Raw genomic sequence first — 21,116 nt, 5'->3', positions numbered from 1 at the left:
ACGAGCGCTTGCGCTTTTCTTTTAGTCGTTTAAAAGATGTGCATATTTCGGATTCGTTCCGGCAAATTCATGAATTTTGTCGCCATAGCTGTCGATCCACTGTCGCATGACTTTTTCAACTACTGCGGTCCCTTGGTAATCGTATCCTGCTTTGGCGTAAGACGATTCAAAGTCAGATGCTAGTAGTTCAACCCATGTCCGTGCTTTCTCTTCTGTAAGATTCGGATTTTTTTCCTGTAACTCAATTGTTAGTTGATCGATAATTTCTTTCATCTTTTATTTCCCTTCTTTCAATGGGCGCAGCATCGAAATAGGCAGCGCCTCTGTAAATTTTTCTCCACCCATTCGGTAACCCCAAGCAAAACGACCTTTTAAATAATCGATTTGAAAATAGACATTTGGGTCTCCTTCAATGCGGTATATCTCGCCTTGTTTAAAATCAGCGGGATCCAGCATATAAGCTGCTGCCATCATGGCTTTTCGCTCGAGCACTGCGAATTCATTGATGATGCCTAGTTGCTCAGCTTTTCTAGCTTTTTCTTTTAAGTTAGCAATTTCTCCGCGAAGTTCATGCTCTGTCATATCACTGTATGGTTTTTTCTCAGTCATCTTCAAGCTCCTTCTTATCTAGATAGTCGTTGATTACTTCACTCGGAAACCCCTTTTGGTAGAGTCCTTGTTTAACTTTCGATTTTAAATCATAGCCGGACAGTTTTGAACTGTGCTTGCGCCATAACTTATCGCCTTGTTCTGCGACAATTTCCAACCACTGATCATCATTTTTCTCAAGGTCAAGTTCTTCAATTGCTAGTTTAATCAACGAATAGTTATAGCCTTTTCTCATCAGGGTGTCATTAATTTTTTGATGGATTTGGCTTGGTGTTTTCATCTTTTCTTTAAGTGCAATTTTCTCTGCAAGGCCTTTGGCAATTTCCAATTGCTCTTCTTCGGAATAGGAATCTAAGACGTCTTTTTGCATCTGTTTATCAATTCCTCTCTTTTGCATATCTTGCTGGATTGCGCGCGGACCTTTTTTCCCTGATTTGATTTGGGTTCTCATCAGCGCTTCTGAAAATTGTTGATCATCTAAAAAACTATGGACATATAGTTTCTTAATCGCTTCATCTATTACGGCATCTCCGTATTCTTTTTCTTTTAACTTTTGGCGTACTTCTCCTTCGCTTCGCATACGAAAGCCAAGGTAATAAAGAGCTTTATTATAGGCTTTTCGGACTTCGTCTTCGAAGTTAACTTCTTCGATGGTCCATTGGTCCAGCTCTTTGCCTTTTGTCAGCTGATACCTAATAAGCACCGCCTCATCCACGCTAAAAGCATATTTATCTTCGAAAAAGATATTATACCTTTCAGGGTTTTTCTTTCCCTGTGTGATTTTTGAAATAATCGGCATTTACTGGCACCTCTCTTCTCCTTATATTATACACCTTCAGGACAAAAAATGGCATAGCTTAGAGCCATTAAGGGTATGCTAACAAGAAACAGGAGGAGATGGAAATGAAAGTAGCAATTACAGGTGGCACAGGATTCGTTGGCAAAGAATTGACTCGCTTACTACTTGATCGAGGCGATGAAGTAGTTATTTTGACGAGAAATCCAAAAACGACAGCCAATAAAATTACATACGTCAAATGGCTGGAGAAAGATGCTGTTCCAGAAAAACAATTAGAAGGCGTTGATGCTTTTGTTAATTTGGCTGGTACTTCTATTAACGATGGTCGATGGAGTGAAGAACAGAAAAAAATGATTTACTCAAGTCGGATGGATGCCACGAATGAATTATTGCGCATTATTCACAAGCTAGAGAAAAAGCCGAAAGTTTTAGTAAACGCCAGTGCTGTCGGTATTTACCCACCTTCTCAAACGGTTACTTATACTGAGGCTTCTGCCGAACTTGGTTCAGACTTCTTGGCACAAACGGTTCGTGATTGGGAAATTTTAGCTCATCGCGCTGAAGAAGATGGATTACGTGTATCGTGTGGGCGTTTCGGCATTGTTCTTGGGAAAAATGGAGGGGCTTTACCTTTAATGGCTTTGCCTTATAAAATGTTCGCTGGCGGCACTGTTGGGTCTGGTAAACAATGGCTGTCATGGGTTCATATTAAAGACGTCGCTCGGGCATTAGCTTTTGCACTCGATACTGATCAATTAAGCGGCGCCTTTAATGTCACCGCTCCAAGTCCCAAACAAATGAAGGATTTTGGCAAGGAAATTGCCCATACACTTGGACGGCCGCATTGGATTCCTGTCCCATCATTTGCTATGAAAGCTATCCTAGGGGAGAAGAGTCAGCTAGTTCTTGAAGGCCAACGAGTCCTGCCTACGGTTCTTCAGCAACATGGTTTCCAATTCAAGTTTTCTAATTTACGATCAGCACTGGCTGATATCTATAAATAAGACTATAATGGGGAGATGATTAACTGAAGGATGTGAGATCCATGAACGATAAACCTAGTATTGAAGAAGGCCAGAAAATTCCGATGACCATTAAACGACTCGGCATTAACGGCGAAGGCATTGGCTATTTTAAACGTAATGTTGTATTTGTTCCAGGAGCTCTTCCAGGTGAAGAAATCGTGGCGCAAGTAACTGTAGTCAAGCGCAACTTTGCACAAGCACGCATTATTAAAATCTTAAGCGCTTCTCCCCATCGTCAGACACCACCTTGTCCAATTTATGAAGCATGCGGCGGCTGTCAATTGCAACACATGACGTATGATCAGCAATTAGTTGAAAAGCGGGATCTTGTCGTACAGGCATTGGAGCGCTACCTAAAAGGGACGACCGTGCATGTTGAGAAAACCATCGGCATGGAAGAACCGTGGCGTTACCGCAACAAGAGCCAGTTCCAGACACGCTTAAAAGGCACAAAAGTTATCGCAGGATTGTTTGCAGAAGGCTCTCATCAACTTTTGGATATTGATGAATGTATCGTTCAGCACCCCGATACAACGGTCATTACGAACGCAGTCAAGCGAATTTTGGAAGAATTGAAAATGCCAATATACGATGGCAAGACGATGAAAGGCATTATCCGTACCATCGTTGTCCGCACTGGTGTTAGAACGGGTGAAATTCAACTGGTCTTAGTGACGACACGTTCGAAGATTCCACAAAAAGAATTATTAATGGAACGTCTGCAAAAAATCGATACAAACTTAGTATCAATCGTTCAAAACATCAATAAAGAAAAAACTTCTTTGATTTTTGGAGACGAAACGATTACATTGTTCGGCAAAGATACGATCCACGAAGAGTTAGGCGAATTGGCATTTGATTTATCAGCACGTGCCTTTTTCCAACTAAATCCGACGCAAACCGTCAAACTATACGATGAAATCAAACGCGCTGCTGAATTAACTGGACAAGAAACGGTCGTCGATGCTTATTGTGGCGTCGGAACGATTGGACTTTGGCTAGCAGACCGTGCTAAAGAAGTTCGGGGCATGGACGTTTTACACGAAAGTGTGGTTGACGCTAAAGCCAATGCCAAAGCACAAGGCTATACAGCAAAATATGTTACAGGTACAGCCGAGAAATGGTTGGAGCTTTGGAGCAACGAAGGATTTGTTCCGGATGTGTTAACCGTAGATCCACCACGTACTGGACTTGCCGATTCACTTTTGCAAACTATTTTAAAAGTAAAACCGAAGCGTTTTGTTTATACGTCTTGCAATCCTTCCACTTTAGCTAAGGATTTACAGCAATTAACTAAAATCTACCGCATTGAATACATTCAACCGGTCGATATGTTCCCACAAACAGCGCAAGTAGAATCTGTTACAAAATTAGTACTGAAATAAAAAAAGCTGATGCTAGAGGCATACCTCTAGGCATCAGCTTTTTTGTTAAGCATTACTCGTTTTCATTGGATTTTTCAGGGCAATCGGTACTGTAATTATTAGTAAAATACCAGCGATGAGCAGCAGAAAACTTACCCCTCCTGAGAATTGAACAAATAATCCACCCATTGTAGGTCCTGCTAAGCTGCCAATACTAAATCCGATTCCACATAACAAGTTCCCTGTTGGCAATAACTCTTTTGGCATCACATCTGCCATATAAGATATACCCAGTGAAAATGTTGAACCAACAAACATACCCGCTACTGCAAAAAATCCAACAGTTACCCAAGCATTCGATTCATAAAAGCTAGCAGTAGCAAAAACTAGCGCTCCACCGGCCAATGCTACTAACAGTACTTTTTTTCGACCGATGCGATCACTCAAATTCCCAAGTGGCAATTGCGTAACAATCGCTCCTGCTGAAAAAGCGGCTAGCATAATCGAAACCATTCCAACTTCAATAGACTGACGAAGCGCATAAACTGGATAAATGGCATTGAGTGAAGCTTCTAAAAATCCATAGCCCAGCGGTGGAAGAAAGGCAACCCAAGCAATGAGGATGGCTGCTTTAAATCGTCCTACCGTACCTTTTGCTGTCATAGCACTTCCCGTAACTTCAGGAAAATCATTTCTAAGCAAAAAAACCAATGACCAAGCTAGCAAACACAATAAACCTGAAATGATGAATGGCAGAGCTTCAAACACTTCTACCATCGGAACAAATAGTGGACCCGCTCCAAAACCGATACTGAAAGACATCCCATAAATCGCGATATTACGTCCTAACCGGTGGTGTGGCGACGTACTCGTAATCCAAGTTTGCGTTGAAAAATGTAAGGCTTGATCACCAATACCAATTAAAATACGCAACACAAACCAAAACAACACTGATTTCCATAACGGAAAAAGAAAAAGCGATACGACAACTAATCCTCCGCCTACTAAAATCAATGGTTTGTAACCAAATTTTCGCAATTGCGGTTCCATAAAAGGCGCGATTACTAATGTTCCAATATACAAACCTGTGGCACTCAAGCCATTTAATGCGGAAGATACACCATCCTGTTCAAAAATAACTGCGATTAATGGCAGCAGCATGCCTTGTGAAAAGCCTGAAATCGAGACAATGGCAACAAGAATCCAAAATCGGCCACGCTCACTTTTTGAAAATTTCTTCATAATGCCTCCTCGAACAAGCATGTTCTTTTGTATTTAATAAGATTTCAGATACAATTCTAACATAGGGAGGCGTTACAAGATGAACTATTCAATGAACGAAAACGGCTTTACAGGGCATTTGCCTTTTGGTGACATCCAAATTTCAGGCGACGAGGAATATGGTTTTAGACCTTATCAATTATTGATCTCTTCGTTGGCTGTATGTAGTGGTGGGGTTATGAGAAAAGTCCTCGATAAAATGAGGATGCCTGCTAAAGATATTCAAATCGAAGTAACAGAAGTTGTTCGCAATGATGAAGAAGCTGGTCGTGTGGAAAAAGTTCATTTACACTTTACGATTACTGGTGACATTGACGAAAAGAAAATGGCGCGTGTTATGGAATTAACTCGAAAAAACTGCTCAATGGTTCAGTCGGTAAAGGATTCTATCGAAATCATTGAAAGCTTTGAAGTTCGTCAAACATGATAAAAGGCTCATTCTATATCTGATGTCAGATTAAGGATGAGCCTTTTACAGTTTATATACAGTTAAGTTATCTTTCATAAATGCCATTTTCGGCTAAGACGCCGGTGAAATGTGCGAACCGCCTCCTTCGAATTTTCTGATGCTGTGATGTGGTTTCGCTGATTCCCTTCGGCCTCCCCTCTCTTTTGATTAACCTTAACTTAACACAAAATTTATATTAAGTAAATATTCAAAATAGTAAAACTAGTAAAATAATTAGTTCTACCTATAGTTATTGAATTCGTCTCCATTATCCGTTACGATTAATAGGCGAAATGAGGTGTATCAAATGGGAAAATCCATTACGAATAAAGAGCAACAAGTTTCTTATATGAAACAGCGCTTAAGCATGTTTTTAGAAGTATTAGATGCTATCGAACCTGAAAACACAGAACTCGAAGACATTGATCGGTTAATCGCGATGGTTGATGATTTGGATGATAAAATGAAACAATTCCAGTCACGTCCTTCTGAAGATCGATAAGCAGTAAATCCGTTGCCTTTTGGCAGCGGATTTTTTTATCTTTTACTGTAGTGATAGCTGCTCTATTGCTTAGAAGTAATGTGATAGACTACACAGTAATAGAGTTTTAGTTTTTCTTTTCTGCACCTCCGTCCTTCAGAATTTTTAATTCGACAAATCGATTTAGAAAGGCAGGTATCGCTCATGCTATTTTTAAAAACCCATATCGAATTGAATGCCTCGTTGTTTTCAGGATTTTTAATTGTCATCGCGTTTATACTAGATCTACAACAGTATTCCACTTATTCAGTCACTACCTTTTTACTAGCTTTTGTAATTGGTGGTTATGCCAAAGCCAAATATGGCATATTGAAAACTTTAGAAGATAGACAATTAAATGTTGAAATCTTAATGATTTTAGCAGCAGTTGGCTCTTCTATTATTGGCTATTGGGCAGAAGGCGCCATCCTAATTTTTATCTTTTCTTTAAGTGGCGCGCTAGAAACGTACACAATGAACAAAAGTCGGAAAGAAATTACCTCGTTAATGGAAATACAGCCCGAATCAGCCTGGCGCGTTCAAAATGGACAAACACTGCGCGTCCCTTTAGGTGACTTGGACATTGGTGATTATATCGTCGTAAAACCTGGTGAGCGAATACCAGTTGATGGGGTTTTACATACTGGCCAAAGTGCTGTAGACGAATCAGCCATCAGCGGTGAAGCTCTTCCTGTCTCGAAGTATGAAGAAGATGAACTATTTGCAGGGACAGTCAATTTGTCAGGTGCCATCACGATAGAAATGACGAAGCCCAGTTCTGAAACTTTGTTTCAAAAAATAATTGATTTGGTTCAGTCCGCACAAAGTGAAAAGTCCCCTTCTCAGCAATTTATCGAACGCTTTGAAGGTCGTTATGTGAAAGTCGTTCTTGCAGGTTTTGTCATCATGCTATTTGCGCCACATTACGTTTTCGGTTGGGATTGGAACACAACACTTTATCGCGCTATGGTCTTACTTGTAGTAGCTTCTCCTTGTGCACTTGTCGCTTCTATTATGCCTGCCACGCTTGCGGCCATTTCTAACGGCGCAAAAACAGGAATTATCTTCAAAGGTGGTATGCATTTAGAAAATCTGAGCTTGGTTCGTGCTATCGCTTTTGATAAAACGGGCACATTAACACGCGGTCAACCTGAAGTTACAGACTTTGTTATTCGCAAAGGCGCAGATCCTCAACTGACAATGGCAAGAATTGCAGGAATTGAGACACAATCGAATCATCCTTTAGCAAAAGCTATTAGTGATTTTGTTGTTTCTAAAGGAATTGTTCCATTGCCTAACTTATTAATTGAAGATATTCCAGGTAACGGCTTAAAAGCACTGATTGAACAAGAAGAATTTCTCGTCGGTAAGCCGAAATTTGTTGGCGAACAGCTAGCAGAAGTTTTTGAAAATGGGCTATTGGCGAAACTAGCCAATCAAGGAAAAACGGTGACCTTCGTTCGAGACCGCGAAGGAATTCTTGCCGCTATGGCGTTAAAAGATACAGTTCGTACTATTACCAAGACAACGATTAATGAGTTGGAACAACTAGGGGTTTACTGCATTATGCTAACAGGTGATAACCACAAAACAGCAGCGGTGATTGCCAAAGAAACTGGAGTCACTGACTATGTCGCAGAATGCATGCCTGCTGATAAAGTAGAAGAAATAAAAAAATTGTTAAAAAAGTATAAATACGTTGCGATGACAGGTGATGGCATAAATGACGCACCTGCTTTAGCAACGGCAACAACTGGCATTGCGATGGGTGCTGGAACCGATATTGCACTGGAAACCGCTGATGTTATTTTGATGAAAAACGATTTATCACGCATAGTCTACGCAATCAAGCTTTCACGCAAAATGCAGCGGATCGTCAAACAAAATATTTTCTTTTCTGTTTCAGTCATTATTTTATTGATCATCTCAAATTTTTTTCAGACGATTACTTTGCCCATTGGCGTCATCGGACATGAAGGCAGTACCATTTTAGTTATTTTAAATGGGTTGCGTATGTTGAATCGCAGCATATAAAAAGAAGGCATTCTGAATGAGTGACAATTCAGGATGCCTTCTTTTTGAAATGTCGCCGTTCTTTCATGACAGCGTTAATCTGCCCACCAATTATTAATACCATAGCCGAAATATAAAGCCAAAGCATTAAGATAATCACGCCTCCGATGCTACCGTAAGTTGCTGAAAAATTACCAAAATTGCTAATATAAATTGAAAATAGATAGGAAATCACCAACCAACCGATTGCGGCGAATGCAGCGCCTCCTAAGACGCTTAAAATATTCATTTTTACGTTTGGAGCTAGCCAGTAAATGATGGCACAAGCAACAAATGTAATAATCGTTGGGATGGTAAAACGGATTGAGCTCCAAAGTGCAAGAAACCCTTCTTCCAATCCTAGAAACGAAAAAATCAACAAGCCAAGCTGTTCACCGAAAACGGGCAATGCTAAAGCAATAATCAAAATCAAAATTAGCAAAATAGTCATCAAAATAGACATACCACGCGCGATGAGAAGCGGACGATTTTCTGTTACTTTATAAGACGTATTCAACGACTTGATTAACGAATCCATCCCTAAACTTGCTGACCAAATCGTCGCTAAAATCCCAAAGGACAACAATCCAGTGTTTTGACTTGTCAAAATCTCTTGTAATGTGCTTTCAATCAGCACATAAACCTCTCCAGGTACCACTTCTTGCATATAACTAAAAATTTGCTCTTCTGACAAAGATAAATACGGTAAAAGGGTTACTAAGAAAATCAGTAGAGGGAAAATGGACAATAGGAAAAAAAACGCCAACTGTGCTCCTAGTCCTGGCACGTCGACGTCTTTAATCCGTTGCAACAATTCTTTTAAAAACCCGCTAGTCGTTGTTACATCAAACCTATTTAAACGGGCGCGTTCTTTACTATTAGTTGGTTGTTGCCCTACAGGTTTCATCGGGACAAACAACCTATAATCGATTTTGGGAATTTGAACTCCCATTAGCTTGATTTTTTGTGTGACCGGCATCGTTTGATGATGATCCAGAAGTGCTATCGTTGTCTCCTAAAGAAGTGCTTGGTGATGGATTGTCTTCTTTGACGGCTGATATTACATCATCTTTTGTTTCAACAACAGCAGCTTTTGTATCCATAAATACCTCTTTTGTTTCGAGTGCCATTTCTTTTACTTGTGGCGTCATTTCTTTCAATTCATTTACTTTACTGCCAACGTAAGAAGCATCTTCAGAAATACGAGAATATAGGTTTTGTGCTCTTTCAGCTTGATGCTGGAAAGCCTGTACCAATTCATCTCTATTTGATGCATAGTATTTTGCGCTATTGCTTGCTTTTTTTGATTTTTGAACAACATCGTTTCTAGTATTACTGTCGAGTAATGAAACAATAATTCCTACTGCTGCCCCTACTAATAAACCTGTCATTAATTTGTTTTGACTCATCCTAAATTCCTCCTAAGATAAAAATAATTTTTCACATCTGTTTAGAATTTTCCCTAATCTTAAAAATTTTAAACGCTAATCTAAAAGTTATTTTTAAAAAATAGCTTGACTATCTTTAGAAAATTTCGGAATATTATGTTTACAGGAGGTTTTACAGATAAAAAGGAGAGATAGAAGGGGGAGAGATTATGTCACAAGTTGAAGAGTTATTGGGCACAATTAGCGGTTACATCTGGGGACCGCCTTTATTGATTTTATTAGTAGGTACTGGAATTTTCTTAACTGTCCGTCTCGGTGTTCTACAGCTTCGTCTATTGCCCTATGCCTTGAAACTAGTTTTCACTAAAAATACGGATAAAAGCTCTGAAGGAGATATCAGTCACTTTCAGGCACTCTCCACTGCCATGGCTGCTACAGTCGGTACCGGTAATATTGTTGGTGTCGCAACAGCGGTTATTCTCGGCGGACCAGGTGCTATTTTCTGGATGTGGTTCTCAGCATTCTTCGGGATGGCCACGAAATACGGTGAAGCGGTTCTCGCAGTCAAATACCGTGTAGTGGATGCTAAAGGTCAAATGGCTGGCGGACCTATGTATTACTTGGAGCATGGATTAAAACAGAAATGGCTAGCTGTTTTATTTGCTATCTTCGGTGCCCTTGCTGCGTTTGGTATTGGTAATGGCACACAGTCAAACTCAGTTGCTTCGGTTGTTCGTGATACGTTCAGCGTGCCCACATGGATTACAGGCATTATTTTAACCATTTTTACGGCGTTGGTTCTGCTCGGTGGAATTAAGAGCATTGGACGCGTTACTTCATTCTTTGTTCCTTTCATGGCATTGTTTTACATAATCGCAGGAATTATTATTATGATTTTGAACATGGAATTGATTCCAGGAGCTTTTGCTACAATTTTCAGTGCTGCCTTTACAGGTGAAGCAGCAGTTGGTGGTGCTATTGGTGCCGCTATCCGCTACGGTGTGGCACGCGGCGTCTTCTCCAACGAAGCAGGACTTGGTTCCGCTCCGATTGCAGCAGCTGCTGCCATAACAGATCTTCCGGGACGTCAGGCATTGGTGTCTATGACACAAGTGCTTTTCGATACAATCATCATTTGTTCGATTACAGGTGTCACCATTGTCATGTCGGGTCTTTATAAAGACGAGTCACTGGAAGGCGCTGCTTTAACAACTGCTGCTTTTGAACAATTTTTAGGAAGTGCCGGTCCACTTGTAGTGGCGATTGGCTTAATTTTCTTTGCATCCTCTACGATTATTGGATGGTCTTATTACGGAGAGAAATGTTTCCAGTATTTATTCAAAAATCCAGCATTGTTAGTCGTTTATCGCATTGCTTTCGTAGCTATGGTTTTCGTCGGTGCAACCGTTTCACTTGATGTTGTTTGGACGTTCTCTGACGTGATGAATGGTTTGATGGCGTTCCCGAACTTAATTGGTCTTCTTGGTTTGTCTGGCGTTATTGTCTTCGAGACAAAACGCATCGTTGCTAAAATCAAAGAAGAAAAAGAAGCAGAACGCTCTGGCAATTGACATTGCATTTGAATAATGAAATGATAAAGTATACCCATCCGAAAGGCAGGAACTTATCATGGACTTATCAACACCTTCTCCAGAGAATGTTAGCTTTATGATTGAAGAAATAAAAGCAAAATTACGCATGGTCAATGTAGATGCAATGAAAGCTGAGCATTTTAATGCATCTCAATATGAAGACTTGCATGAGCTTTACGAAGTTGTCGCAAATCGCGATAAATTTAGTACGAGCGAAATGCAGGCCATTGCTACTGAGCTTGGTTCTTTACGTAAATAGGATAATTAAAATCCCCTGAAGGAGTCTCCTTTAGGGGATTTTTGATTTGATGCTGTTAATATGCCTGTCGGAGCAAAACGGTCGTTTCAGCTTTTCTTTTTGGCTAGCTTCAACGACCTGCTCCTCGGGTCATAACCCATCCCGACTATGCGCCTGTAAACATGTCGCTTCGCCGGTCTGGTTTATGCCTGTCGGAGCAAAACGGTCGTTTCAGCTTTTCTTTTTGGCTAGCTTCAACGACCTGCTCCTCGGGTCATAACCCATCCCGACTATGCGCCTGTAAACATGTCGCTTCGCCGGTCTGGCTTATGCCTGTCGGAGCAAAACGGTCGTTTCAGCTTTTCTTTTCATAATGTACGACATACCAGCCGCCTTCTTTTATGACAGTTTGGATGCTGAGTAGTTCGAGTCCTGCTTGTTCTCCCCATTCAGCTAGTTCTTCGCGTTCAGGCAACCGGTATAGGTTGTCGAATGATGAGAAAAAGCTATTAAAGACATTGGCAAAAGGTGGGCTGTCACTACCTCCGGCAATAGGTGTAATGATGGATAACATGCCTTCTTCTCTAACCCAGCTAGCCAATTCGTTGAAAAGTTCTTGACGTTTTTCAAGGTCGATATAGTGAATGACGTTGTTCATCATGACCATATCTTGTGGGTTGTCAGGTTTGTATTTCCAAAGATCTGCTTGTTCGATTGTAATATTTTTGTTTTTTTCCGTTAGTTTCTTCGCAACTTCTATTACTGAAGGGCTGATTTCAATGCCTGTGAAATGTGTATTTGGGAAGCGTTCAGCTAACTTTTTAATGTAGCCACCTTCACCGCAGCCAATATCTAATACTGAATCCGCATGTGTTTCTTTTAAGCGTCTAGCTATTTTAGGTAAGGCCAATACTTCTAACAAACGACTTGTTTCAGCTACTGTCGACGCATGTTTTTCTTCATCGTAATGAAGACGCTCTTGGTTACGCATCATGTCTGGATAACTTAAAAGTGTCGGAATGTGCAATTCCATCATTTCTTTCAGTAGCACACCTGAAGAATTATTGCCCTTTGGTTTTGGCAATTTCCAGGCATTCCACGTTTTGTAGCGATTTCTTTCCACCTCTTTTAAATGACCGATAGAAACCCCAATACTCACCCACTGCGTTAAAAGATCTTCATCAAGTTGCAACGCATCTGACACGTCAAATTTTGTCATGGGTCGATCAAACGCTTTAAACAAATCTAGCTCATAGCCGACATATGCGTGCCAGCTATACAAAAAAGGTTCGTTCCGTTTCATATACATCCTTGCCTTAAACATCTTCATTACATCAATCATATGAGTCCCTCCGTTTTCCATGGATAATCTTCTTCCGGTGTATAATACCTTAATTCTTTCGTATCTTTAGCTAAGTCTTTTATACGGACTGGCATAATGCCTCCTTGAATAAATCGGTCTCGAACGTTTTCTTTCCACATGCCTAGTCCTGAAACATTCAGCATTTGTTTAAAATGAAGAATTGGATCTTCTTCCATTCGTTCAAATGTTCGCTGACGTAAGTAACTCACCGGTTTAAATGGAAACGAATAAGCCAGTGCGGCTAAATGACTTAGCTGGATAACATGGTCCGCCCGTTTATAGCGAACCTTTTCGTACCATTTCAAATTAGTAAGATCGGTTTGTTGCCGTTCAAACATATCTGCCGTTAGTTCGCCGAGAACATCGGCATCTTGAATTGCCATGTTCATGCCTTCTCCGGCCATTGGATGAACCGCATGACTGGCATCTCCAATAATAGCCTTATTGTCTTTTACATATGAATCAGCATGATACATTACAGGAATCATTAATTGTATTTTTTTCCAATCAAGCAATTGCTGTACATAGCCGTCTACTACAGGTGCTAAGTCTGTATAGAGTTTATGAAAATGACTAATTGGTTTTTCTTTTAATGCTTTGTAATCTCCAGGGGGTATTAAATAAACACTGCGAACCTGATCGTCCGGCAGTGGAAAAAGGCCCAAAAAGCGATTGTATGTAGAAATAATTTTACCATCTGTAAAATCTTCTGCACGTGGAAACGTCACTGTTAGAAAGTGGTGGTTGTAAGTAGTTTGTTTGACCTCAACTTCCATCGCTTTACGCGTAACCGATGAACGCCCTTCTGCTCCGAAGAAGAACTGTGCTTCTACTTCAAATTTTTCTGTCCCTTTTTGAAGCAAAGCTGTACCGTCTCCATACCCTTTACAAGCCACACCCTTTAAATAGTGGAAATTATCAAACGCACAAGCGGCTTTTAAAATGACGGTCTTTAATTCTTCATGATGCATCATATAAGCTGCATTGTACTTACCCGGCAGCACACTATAATCCATGAACGATTGATCTTTTACTTGCAAGGAACTTGAAAGTTCCAGCATATCTAAAACTTTTATTTCATTTGAGCGATTGCATATTTGTTCGTACAGTCCAAGACTATCGAATATCTGCATACTTTTTGGCTGTAGCAGTTCTCCCTTATAAGTAGGTGCCTTAACAACCATTCGTTCAGCGAGAACTACATTGACACCACGTTGCACCAATTTCAAAGCAAGCGTCAGCCCTCCAATGCCCCCACCGCCAATGAATACATCTGCCTTCATCCGCATCATCCCCTTGTGGCTCTTTACCCTAAATTCAATGGAATGAAAACCCATTAAATGCTTCAACTAAAAAAAGAAGCCCACGAATGGACTTCTCTACACAAGCTATTTTTAAAGTTTATTGTAAGCTACAGCAAGTTCTGCTCCAACTTTTGCATTATGCTTCACTAATTCGATATTAGCGACCAAGCTTTTTCCTTCAGTCAATTCTTTCACTTTACCTAGAAGGAAAGGAGTTACTTCTTTACCAGAAATGCCGTTGTCATTTGCTTCAGCCATTGCCTGTGCAATGATGCCGTTAATGAATGACTCTTCTAGAGCATGTTCTGCTGGAATTGGATTGGCAATAACTGCTCCGCCTTTGATTCCTAAATCCCATTTCGCTTTTAAGACTTGTGCAAGTTCTGCTGCATCGTCACTGCGGAACGTTAAGTCAAATCCGCTTGTACGCGTGTAAAATGCCGGCATTACATTTGTCTGATAGCCGATAACTGGAACGCCTTTTGTTTCAAGGTACTCCATTGTTAAGCCGATATCCAAAATCGATTTTGCACCTGCACACACAACAGCTACTCCCGTATTGGATAACTCTTCAAGATCAGCTGAAACATCCATCGTCGTCTCAGCGCCTCTATGCACCCCGCCTATGCCGCCTGTTGCGAAAACACGAATGCCTGCAAGTTCTGCACATATCATCGTCGCAGCCACCGTTGTAGCACCGATTTTTTTTGTAGCGATTAATTGGCCGATATCCCTTCTTGAAACTTTAGCAACACCAGGTGTATTGCCGAGCAATTCAAGCTCTTCTTCAGACAAACCAATTTTAATCTTGCCATCCATAATGGCAATGGTTGCTGGAACTGCTCCATTGTCACGGATAATTTGCTCGACCATACGAGCCGTTTCGACATTCTGTGGATAAGGCATACCGTGTGAGATAATCGTCGATTCGAGTGCTACGATCGGTTTTTTGCCCTCTAGTGCCTGCTGTACTTCAGTTGAATAAGATATCATGTTTGTCATTGTAATTCCTCCAGTTCTTTTTGTAGTTGTACTGCCGTCAATTCGTGCCGTACTGTGTCGTTACTTGCTAGCGTTTTTGCTGCATTCATCATACCTGTACGAATAATTGTTTCGAATTCTTGATCCTCCATGACACTGTGGACAATGGCACTTGAAAATGCATCGCCAGCCCCTGTTACATCGGTGACTTGATTGACTTGCATAGAAGGATAATAACGAATGCCGGTAGAATTCCCAGCCATTGCTCCTTCTTTTCCAGCTGTAATAACTACAGCTTCCGCTCCTCGATTTACTAATTGTTGAACTGCTTGTTGCCAGTCATCTAGTGAATCGATGGACACTTGCAAATATTTACTTGCTTCGTCACGGTTTAAGATTAGCCAGCTGATTCCAGTCAAATCTTCACTTAACCGATCCATTTTTGGAGCAGATACGGGAATGACCGCCAGCGGGATTTTATTGGCAGAAGCTAACTGTCTTACATATTCAACAGTTTCCAGAGGACAATTTAAATCGATGACGAGAAAAGCAGCTGATAATAGCGTACTGTCATTTTTAGAAATATACTCCGGTGTCAGAAAATCGTAAATTTTCATATCAGCCATCGCCAACAGCATTTCACCATCGGGTTCTAAAATGGCTGTGTATGTTCCCGTCGAAAATCCTTCGACAGCTTTGGTTAGTTCAGTCGACATAAATGAGTTTGACGCTGACTCGATTAACTTCCATTCTGAATCATTGCCTACAATGGACAAGAGTTTAACAGAATGACCGAGTCTTCCTAGATTCTCGGCTACATTTCTTGCCACTCCACCAACGCTACCGGATACTGATGCAGGATTTGACGTTCCCATCTGCGCTCGATGTTGAATCAGAAATTTTCTGTCGACATTGGCACCACCGATGCAGATCACCGTTTTTTCTTCTGGCAACACATAAGCACGTCCTAAAATCTTTCCTTGTTTCATTAAGTTCGAAATAAAGTTGGCAAGCGACGGTCTAGACATATTCAAGTGTTCTGCCATCTCCTGCTGTGACAAATAAGGGTTTCGCCGGATCAATTCCAACACTTCTACTTCTTTTTGATTCATCGTAACACCTCCAAATTAAACATTTGTTTAAACTATAAACTTTTATAAATAAAATAGCAAGTAAAAATATTAATTCGAATATCGTGATAAATTGTTGCAGGTAGTAACTGAAAATTGCTACTATAGACAGGATGAGAGGAGAGATTTATTTGACATCATTTAATGAAAAGTTATCTCGCTATGCTGAACTGGCTATAAAAGTGGGAGTAAATATCCAACCTGGTCAACAACTTTATATTGCTGCAACCATTGATTCGGCACCATTCGTTCGTTTACTTACAGAAAAAGCATATCAAACAGGGGCTAAACAAGTCTATATTGATTGGGCTGACGATACCGTTACACGGCTGCGCTTTGAATTAGCGCCAGAAGAGTCGTTTACTGAATTTCCTGCCTGGAAAGTACAAGAGCGTGAACAATTAGCAGAGCAAGGTGCTGCATTTATTAGCATCGTGTCACAGAGCCCGGATCTATTGACGGGAATTGATGCGACACGTATTGCAGCTTCACAAAAAGCTACAGGTCAAGCATTGAGTAAATATCGGCAGTATGTCCAATCAGACAAAATTAGTTGGACAGTTCTTGCAGCACCTTCCCAAAAATGGGCAGCTAAAGTATTTCCAGACGCACCAGCAAATCAGCAAGTTGACATGCTATGGGATGCCATTTTCAAAGCTGTACGTGTAGACTTAGATCAACCAATTGAAGCATGGGCTGAGCATGATCGCTTATTGCATACCAAAGTCGATTATTTGAACGACAAAAAATATGCGAAACTTCATTACACATCACCGAAAACAGATTTGGAAGTTGCTCTTCCAGCAGGACATCTTTGGTGTGGTGCAGGTTCAGTTAACGAAAAAGGCGATACATTCATGGCAAATATGCCAACTGAAGAAGTATTCACCGTTCCTCATAAAACGGGTGTAAACGGCTATGTTTCGAGCACAAAACCACTGAGCTATGGCGGCAATATTATTGATGACTTTAAAGTAACGTTTAAAGATGGGAAAATCATCGACGTGACTGCAGCACAAGGAGAAGAAGTCTTGAAACAATTAGTTGCTACTGATGAAGGTTCACACTTCCTTGGTGAAGTGGCGCTGGTTCCTCATCAGTCACCGATTTCTGATTCGAATATTCTTTTCTATAACACATTGTTTGATGAAAATGCTTCAAACCATTTCGCTATCGGAAGTGCTTATGCATTCTGCCTTGAAGGTGGGAAAACCATGTCACAAGAAGATTTGTTGAAAAACGGCTTGAATCAAAGCATCACACATGTTGATTTTATGGTTGGGTCTTCTGAAATGAATATTGATGGGATCTTGGAAGATGGTTCCCATGAGCCGATTTTCCGCAACGGCAATTGGGCATTTTAAGTATCGATAATTCGACACTTATTTTTTGCTTCGATATCGGGTATACTTAATATTGATAATTACAGTTTAGAGAGGAGTTATCATTATGTTTTACGATCTTACCGTAGTACTTGGCTTTATGGCCGTAATCTTCATGTTTTTCTTTACGCTTCTTCACTTTCTTGGGAAAGAGCTCCACACGCACGACGCAGAACATGTAGATCCTATTCCTGAAAAAAAATACTAAGCGATAAAAGCCGGTTTCTTCATTGAAGCCGGTTTTTATGTTTGTTACTATATCTCTTGTTCTATACGAGCAGAAGGTTTTAATAAAATACCTGTTACCAGATCATTAAGTGGTCTAGCCACTCAGTCTACTCTGTATGAAAACAACTGTAATTTTCCCTTCCGCTATGTTTTAGGTTCCTTCGACACTTTCACTTAGTCTTCTATAATGGTAAAATCCGTACTAGTTAGCGTCTTTATTTATAGGAGGAATTCACGTATGTTTTCTGCAACAGCTATTGGGATTGATTTAGGAACTGCAAATATATTAGTGTATACAAAAGAAAAAGGCATCATCATAAATGAACCTTCTGTAGTCGCATTGGATGCGAAAACTCGGAACGTCTTAGCGGTTGGTAATGAGGCGAAAGCCATGCTTGGCAAAGCTCCTGACTCTATTGATGTGATCCGCCCTTTAAAAGACGGCGTTATCGCAGATTTTGATGTAACAAAAGAACTTTTAACAATTATTATGCAAAGAGCTGCTAAGCAATTAGGCAGCGCTTTTCGTAAGCCTAACGTTATGGTCTGTACACCTTCTGGAGCTACCACGGTCGAACGCCGCGCTATTCACGATGCAGTGAAACAAGGCGGTGCTAAGACCGTTCACTTAATCGAAGAAACTGTCGCAGCAGCTATTGGTGCGGATTTACCAATTAGTGAGCCGGTTGCAAGCGTTATTGTAGACATTGGCGGCGGCACAACAGAGGTTGGCATCATTTCTTTTGGTGGTGTGGTTTCTTCAAATACAGTCAAAGTGGCAGGCGATCGCATGGATGAAGATATCATTCATTATGTCCGCAAAAAGTACAATGTCTTAATTGGCGAACAGACTGCTGAAAATATCAAAAAAGAAATTGGCTATGCACCTGTTCCACATGAAGCTGAATACATGGATATAAGGGGCCGCGATATCTTAACCGGATTGCCGAAAAACATCAACTTAAGTTCTCACGAAACACAAGAAGCGCTGAAAGAATCGCTATCTGCCATTTTAGAGTGTATCCGTGCGACCTTGGAAAATTGTCCTGCTGAATTATCAGGCGATATGGTTGACCAAGGTGTCGTTATTTCTGGAGGTGGTGCATTGCTAAAAGGCATGCAAGAATGGTTATCAAAAGAAATTTCGGTACCTGTTCATATCGCGCCACACCCTCTTGAGTCTGTCGCTATTGGCACAGGCCTATCACTTGGTATGATTAAACAACTCGAAAAAATGTCACGTTGATCAGTAAAAACCAGGAGGCTGTCCCAAAAGTCATAAAAAAGACTTTTGGGGACAGCCCCTTTTTTTATTTGTGAGAAAAGACGATTTTTATGTGAAATCTGGAGATGACTTTCCCGATAGTACGGAGAAAGTGTGTTCAGTCCTATCCAAGAGCAATCGGTCGTTCAGGCGATTCCTCTTCCTGGGCCTCGATAAAGTGCATGCGACGTTCGGGATTGTGGCATGGACCTACAATCTCCTAGAAAGTAGCGGGCATTCGACAACTGCTTTCAAGGGACTTATGAGACAGCCCCCTGGTTTTCTTCGGTTCGAGAACCTGTTTTCTAAATTTTTATAAAAGACAAGCCGTTAACAAAAAAAGAAAGTTAATAGATGACTTTTTTCCTGATTTTTTGCATTATGTCAGTTTCAATTCGTATTTTTCAGACATTAAGATTAAACTTAATAAGTATCAGTCGATAAGGGGGAACTATAATGGCTTTATTAGACCAAATCTTAGAGTACAACGAAGCGTTCGTAAAGGAAAAGCGTTACGAGGAATTTATAACGACTAAATTTCCGGATAAAAAATTCGTCATTCTAACATGTATGGATACACGACTTTTAGAAATGCTACCGAAAGCGATGAATTTCAAAAATGGGGATGCGAAAATTGTTAAAAGTGCCGGAGCTGTCATCAACCACCCATTTGGTGGTATTATGCGCAGCCTACTTGTAGCTGTATACGAACTGAATGCAGATGAAATTTATATTGTTGGCCATCATGACTGCGGCATGTCTGCTATAGATCCTGATGTAATCCTTGATAAAATGAAAAAACGAGGAATAGATGAAAAGACCATTGAGATGATGAAGTATTCAGGAGTCAATTTAGAAGGTTGGCTTGGTGGATTTGACGACGTAGCAGAAAGTGTCGCTCATAGTGTCGACATGGTACGTCATCACCCCTTACTAGTCAATACAGTCCCAGTTCATGGCCTGGTTATTGATCCAACTACTGGAAAATTAGATGTTGTTGTTAATGGAAACGAAAACCGCTGAGAGTTTCTCAGCGGTTTTGTTTTTGGTAATAGATGTAATCAAGCGCTATGCCTTCTTTCCCGAATTGCCGTAGCAAAGACGTTACCTGCCCCCTGTGATAGCTAGCATGATTAACAAAAGTGAATAACATTTCTTCTCTAGTTGTGGAAAAATCATCTCCGCGCATATTTCGATAATGGAGCGTTTCTTGCCACTTCGCTTCAGGTAAAGAGGCGAAAAATAATTCCATTTCAGCATGAAGCAACATAAAACTTTCTGCTGCTTGTTCCGTTGTTTCTACATCGAAATGTTCAAATGTCGGATTCGCTACACCTGACATTCGAAGCAACCACAGTTTTTCCACGCCTAAAACATGCTCTGTTGTTTCTTGAATCGAAGCAAAAGAATTGATTCCTTCTTTTTTATAAAGTTCTTCGCCTAAATCTCTAACGTGTTGCAGGCAGGCTAATGTGGCCCATTTGTGATAAGAGAACATTTTGTCTTTGTTCAATTTGCACACCTCTCTCTACCGCTACTCACGATTCAAACCAACGTCGCGTATCTTTCCACCATTTTTTATAGGTGGCCTTGCCCTTTCAAAATTCTTCCTCGATTACTGAATAATAAAAATGGTCTTTCCACTCACCATTTATATAGAGAAAACTCTTCAACAAGCCTTCTTGTCGAAAACCCGTTTTCTCCAACACGCGAATAGAGCCCACATTATCCGGAGAAACATAAGCTTCGACTCGGTGAAGACGAAGCTGTTCAAAACCAAAGACCGTCATTAAGTTGACTGCTTCTGTAGCAATCCCTTTACCGACATACACCTTATCAATCGAATACCCGATCAAAGCACTTAAAAAAGGCATCCGTTTCACGCTGTACACGGAGATGTGTCCAATCAACTTATTGGTATTGTGTTCAAAGATCCCAACGCTATATTCTCGATTTTCTCTCGCTTGATAAATCGATTCCCGAATTTTTTCTCGCTGAACGCTCGCTGAGAAATAGCTGTCTCGATGACGTGGTTCGTAGACAGACCAGTATTCCCGGTTACGAAGCAGCAATTGCACCATTTCCTCTGCATCTTCAACCGCTAAACTGCGCAGATAGCATGTCTGCCCTTCAAAAAGCAAGTTCACA

Annotated in this window: 23 protein-coding genes; 11 read left to right on the top strand and 12 right to left on the bottom strand. The window is 40.7% G+C overall.

Going from position 1 to position 21,116, the window contains the following annotated elements; genetic code table 11:
- Positions 1-21: 21 nt before the first annotated feature.
- The 3 genes from AJGP001_RS04870 to recX are packed head-to-tail and all read right to left on the bottom strand — an operon-like array spanning position 22 to position 1,408.
- Entirely contained in the window at positions 22-273 is a 252-nt protein-coding gene (locus AJGP001_RS04870; protein ID WP_058386008.1) for a YfhJ family protein, read from the bottom strand.
- A 3-nt stretch (positions 274-276) separates the two neighbouring features.
- On the bottom strand, positions 277-609 hold the full coding sequence (locus tag AJGP001_RS04865) for a YfhH family protein (protein ID WP_071153281.1): 333 nt from the start codon (positions 607-609) through the stop codon (positions 277-279).
- A complete protein-coding gene (gene recX, locus AJGP001_RS04860) occupies positions 602-1,408 on the bottom strand; it encodes a recombination regulator RecX (protein WP_071153280.1) in 807 nt (268 codons plus the stop codon). Before recX ends, AJGP001_RS04865 begins: the two co-directional genes overlap by 8 nt.
- A 104-nt stretch (positions 1,409-1,512) precedes the next feature.
- On the opposite strand from recX, the gene AJGP001_RS04855 reads away from it, so the two are divergent.
- A complete protein-coding gene (locus AJGP001_RS04855) occupies positions 1,513-2,412 on the top strand; it encodes a TIGR01777 family oxidoreductase (protein ID WP_071153279.1) in 900 nt (299 codons plus the stop codon).
- 41 nt (positions 2,413-2,453) lie between these two features.
- On the top strand, positions 2,454-3,818 hold the full coding sequence (gene rlmD / locus AJGP001_RS04850; RefSeq protein ID WP_058386012.1) for a 23S rRNA (uracil(1939)-C(5))-methyltransferase RlmD: 1,365 nt from the start codon (positions 2,454-2,456) through the stop codon (positions 3,816-3,818).
- Positions 3,819-3,863: 45 nt separating this feature from the next.
- On the opposite strand, the gene AJGP001_RS04845 is transcribed toward rlmD, so the two are convergent.
- Entirely contained in the window at positions 3,864-5,039 is a 1,176-nt protein-coding gene (locus AJGP001_RS04845) for an MFS transporter (RefSeq protein ID WP_071153278.1), read from the bottom strand.
- 79 nt (positions 5,040-5,118) lie between these two features.
- Here AJGP001_RS04845 and AJGP001_RS04840 point away from each other — a divergent pair, with 79 nt between their 5' ends.
- The 3 genes from AJGP001_RS04840 to AJGP001_RS04830 all read left to right on the top strand — a co-directional run bounded on the left by AJGP001_RS04840 (position 5,119) and on the right by AJGP001_RS04830 (position 8,080).
- Positions 5,119-5,505 carry an OsmC family protein gene (locus tag AJGP001_RS04840; RefSeq protein WP_071153277.1) on the top strand — a complete coding sequence of 129 codons (387 nt, stop codon included), beginning with the start codon at positions 5,119-5,121 and terminating at the stop codon, positions 5,503-5,505.
- A 328-nt stretch (positions 5,506-5,833) separates the two neighbouring features.
- Positions 5,834-6,028 carry an SE1561 family protein gene (locus tag AJGP001_RS04835; RefSeq protein WP_058386015.1) on the top strand — a complete coding sequence of 65 codons (195 nt, stop codon included), beginning with the start codon at positions 5,834-5,836 and terminating at the stop codon, positions 6,026-6,028.
- 183 nt (positions 6,029-6,211) lie between these two features.
- Entirely contained in the window at positions 6,212-8,080 is a 1,869-nt protein-coding gene (locus AJGP001_RS04830; protein ID WP_071153276.1) for a heavy metal translocating P-type ATPase, read from the top strand.
- Between the two features lie 28 nt (positions 8,081-8,108).
- Here AJGP001_RS04830 and AJGP001_RS04825 read toward each other — a convergent pair whose 3' ends face one another.
- Positions 8,109-9,005: a YihY/virulence factor BrkB family protein gene (locus AJGP001_RS04825; RefSeq protein ID WP_071153304.1), complete on the bottom strand. Its 897-nt coding sequence runs from the start codon at positions 9,003-9,005 to the stop codon at positions 8,109-8,111.
- Between the two features lie 13 nt (positions 9,006-9,018).
- Positions 9,019-9,507 (bottom strand): YtxH domain-containing protein, encoded by a 489-nt coding sequence (locus tag AJGP001_RS04820; RefSeq protein WP_058386017.1) that lies wholly within the window; start codon positions 9,505-9,507, stop codon positions 9,019-9,021.
- 188 nt (positions 9,508-9,695) lie between these two features.
- On the opposite strand from AJGP001_RS04820, the gene AJGP001_RS04815 reads away from it, so the two are divergent.
- On the top strand, positions 9,696-11,057 hold the full coding sequence (locus AJGP001_RS04815; RefSeq protein ID WP_058386018.1) for an alanine/glycine:cation symporter family protein: 1,362 nt from the start codon (positions 9,696-9,698) through the stop codon (positions 11,055-11,057).
- A 58-nt stretch (positions 11,058-11,115) separates the two neighbouring features.
- Positions 11,116-11,337, top strand: a complete 222-nt coding sequence (locus tag AJGP001_RS04810) for a DUF1128 domain-containing protein (RefSeq protein WP_058386019.1) — start codon at positions 11,116-11,118, stop codon at positions 11,335-11,337.
- A 334-nt stretch (positions 11,338-11,671) separates the two neighbouring features.
- On the opposite strand, the gene AJGP001_RS04805 is transcribed toward AJGP001_RS04810, so the two are convergent.
- The 4 genes from AJGP001_RS04805 to AJGP001_RS04790 form a co-directional block, all read right to left on the bottom strand.
- Entirely contained in the window at positions 11,672-12,658 is a 987-nt protein-coding gene (locus tag AJGP001_RS04805; protein WP_078080214.1) for a class I SAM-dependent methyltransferase, read from the bottom strand.
- Complete coding sequence (locus AJGP001_RS04800; protein WP_078080213.1) at positions 12,655-13,962, bottom strand: FAD-dependent oxidoreductase; 1,308 nt, start codon at positions 13,960-13,962, stop codon at positions 12,655-12,657. Before AJGP001_RS04800 ends, AJGP001_RS04805 begins: the two co-directional genes overlap by 4 nt.
- Before the next feature lie 111 nt (positions 13,963-14,073).
- Entirely contained in the window at positions 14,074-14,985 is a 912-nt protein-coding gene (locus tag AJGP001_RS04795) for a pseudouridine-5'-phosphate glycosidase (protein WP_071153275.1), read from the bottom strand.
- Entirely contained in the window at positions 14,982-16,076 is a 1,095-nt protein-coding gene (locus AJGP001_RS04790) for a carbohydrate kinase (protein WP_071153274.1), read from the bottom strand. The genes AJGP001_RS04795 and AJGP001_RS04790 overlap by 4 nt, the downstream gene beginning before the upstream one ends.
- 149 nt (positions 16,077-16,225) lie before the next feature.
- Between AJGP001_RS04790 and AJGP001_RS04785 the strand changes: the two genes are divergently transcribed.
- The 4 genes from AJGP001_RS04785 (at position 16,226) to AJGP001_RS04775 (ending at position 19,991) form a co-directional block, all read left to right on the top strand.
- Positions 16,226-17,458 carry an aminopeptidase gene (locus AJGP001_RS04785; RefSeq protein ID WP_078080212.1) on the top strand — a complete coding sequence of 411 codons (1,233 nt, stop codon included), beginning with the start codon at positions 16,226-16,228 and terminating at the stop codon, positions 17,456-17,458.
- Positions 17,459-17,543: 85 nt separating this feature from the next.
- Complete coding sequence (locus tag AJGP001_RS17475; protein WP_169793158.1) at positions 17,544-17,684, top strand: hypothetical protein; 141 nt, start codon at positions 17,544-17,546, stop codon at positions 17,682-17,684.
- A 258-nt stretch (positions 17,685-17,942) separates the two neighbouring features.
- Positions 17,943-18,950, top strand: a complete 1,008-nt coding sequence (gene mreBH, locus AJGP001_RS04780; RefSeq protein ID WP_071153273.1) for a rod-share determining protein MreBH — start codon at positions 17,943-17,945, stop codon at positions 18,948-18,950.
- 474 nt (positions 18,951-19,424) lie between these two features.
- Positions 19,425-19,991, top strand: a complete 567-nt coding sequence (locus AJGP001_RS04775) for a beta-class carbonic anhydrase (RefSeq protein WP_071153272.1) — start codon at positions 19,425-19,427, stop codon at positions 19,989-19,991.
- Positions 19,992-19,998: 7 nt separating this feature from the next.
- Here AJGP001_RS04775 and AJGP001_RS04770 read toward each other — a convergent pair whose 3' ends face one another.
- Positions 19,999-20,490, bottom strand: coding sequence for a DinB family protein (locus AJGP001_RS04770; RefSeq protein WP_245830237.1), 492 nt, complete (start codon positions 20,488-20,490; stop codon positions 19,999-20,001).
- 76 nt (positions 20,491-20,566) lie between these two features.
- A complete protein-coding gene (locus AJGP001_RS04765) occupies positions 20,567-21,115 on the bottom strand; it encodes a GNAT family N-acetyltransferase (RefSeq protein WP_058386027.1) in 549 nt (182 codons plus the stop codon).
- Position 21,116 lies beyond the last annotated feature (1 nt).

It is taken from the genome of Planococcus faecalis (assembly GCF_002009235.1).
Classification (GTDB): Bacteria; Bacillota; Bacilli; order Bacillales_A; family Planococcaceae; genus Planococcus; species Planococcus kocurii.
Note: the sequence above shows the minus strand (reverse complement) of the source record. Positions and strands in the feature narration are given on the sequence as shown.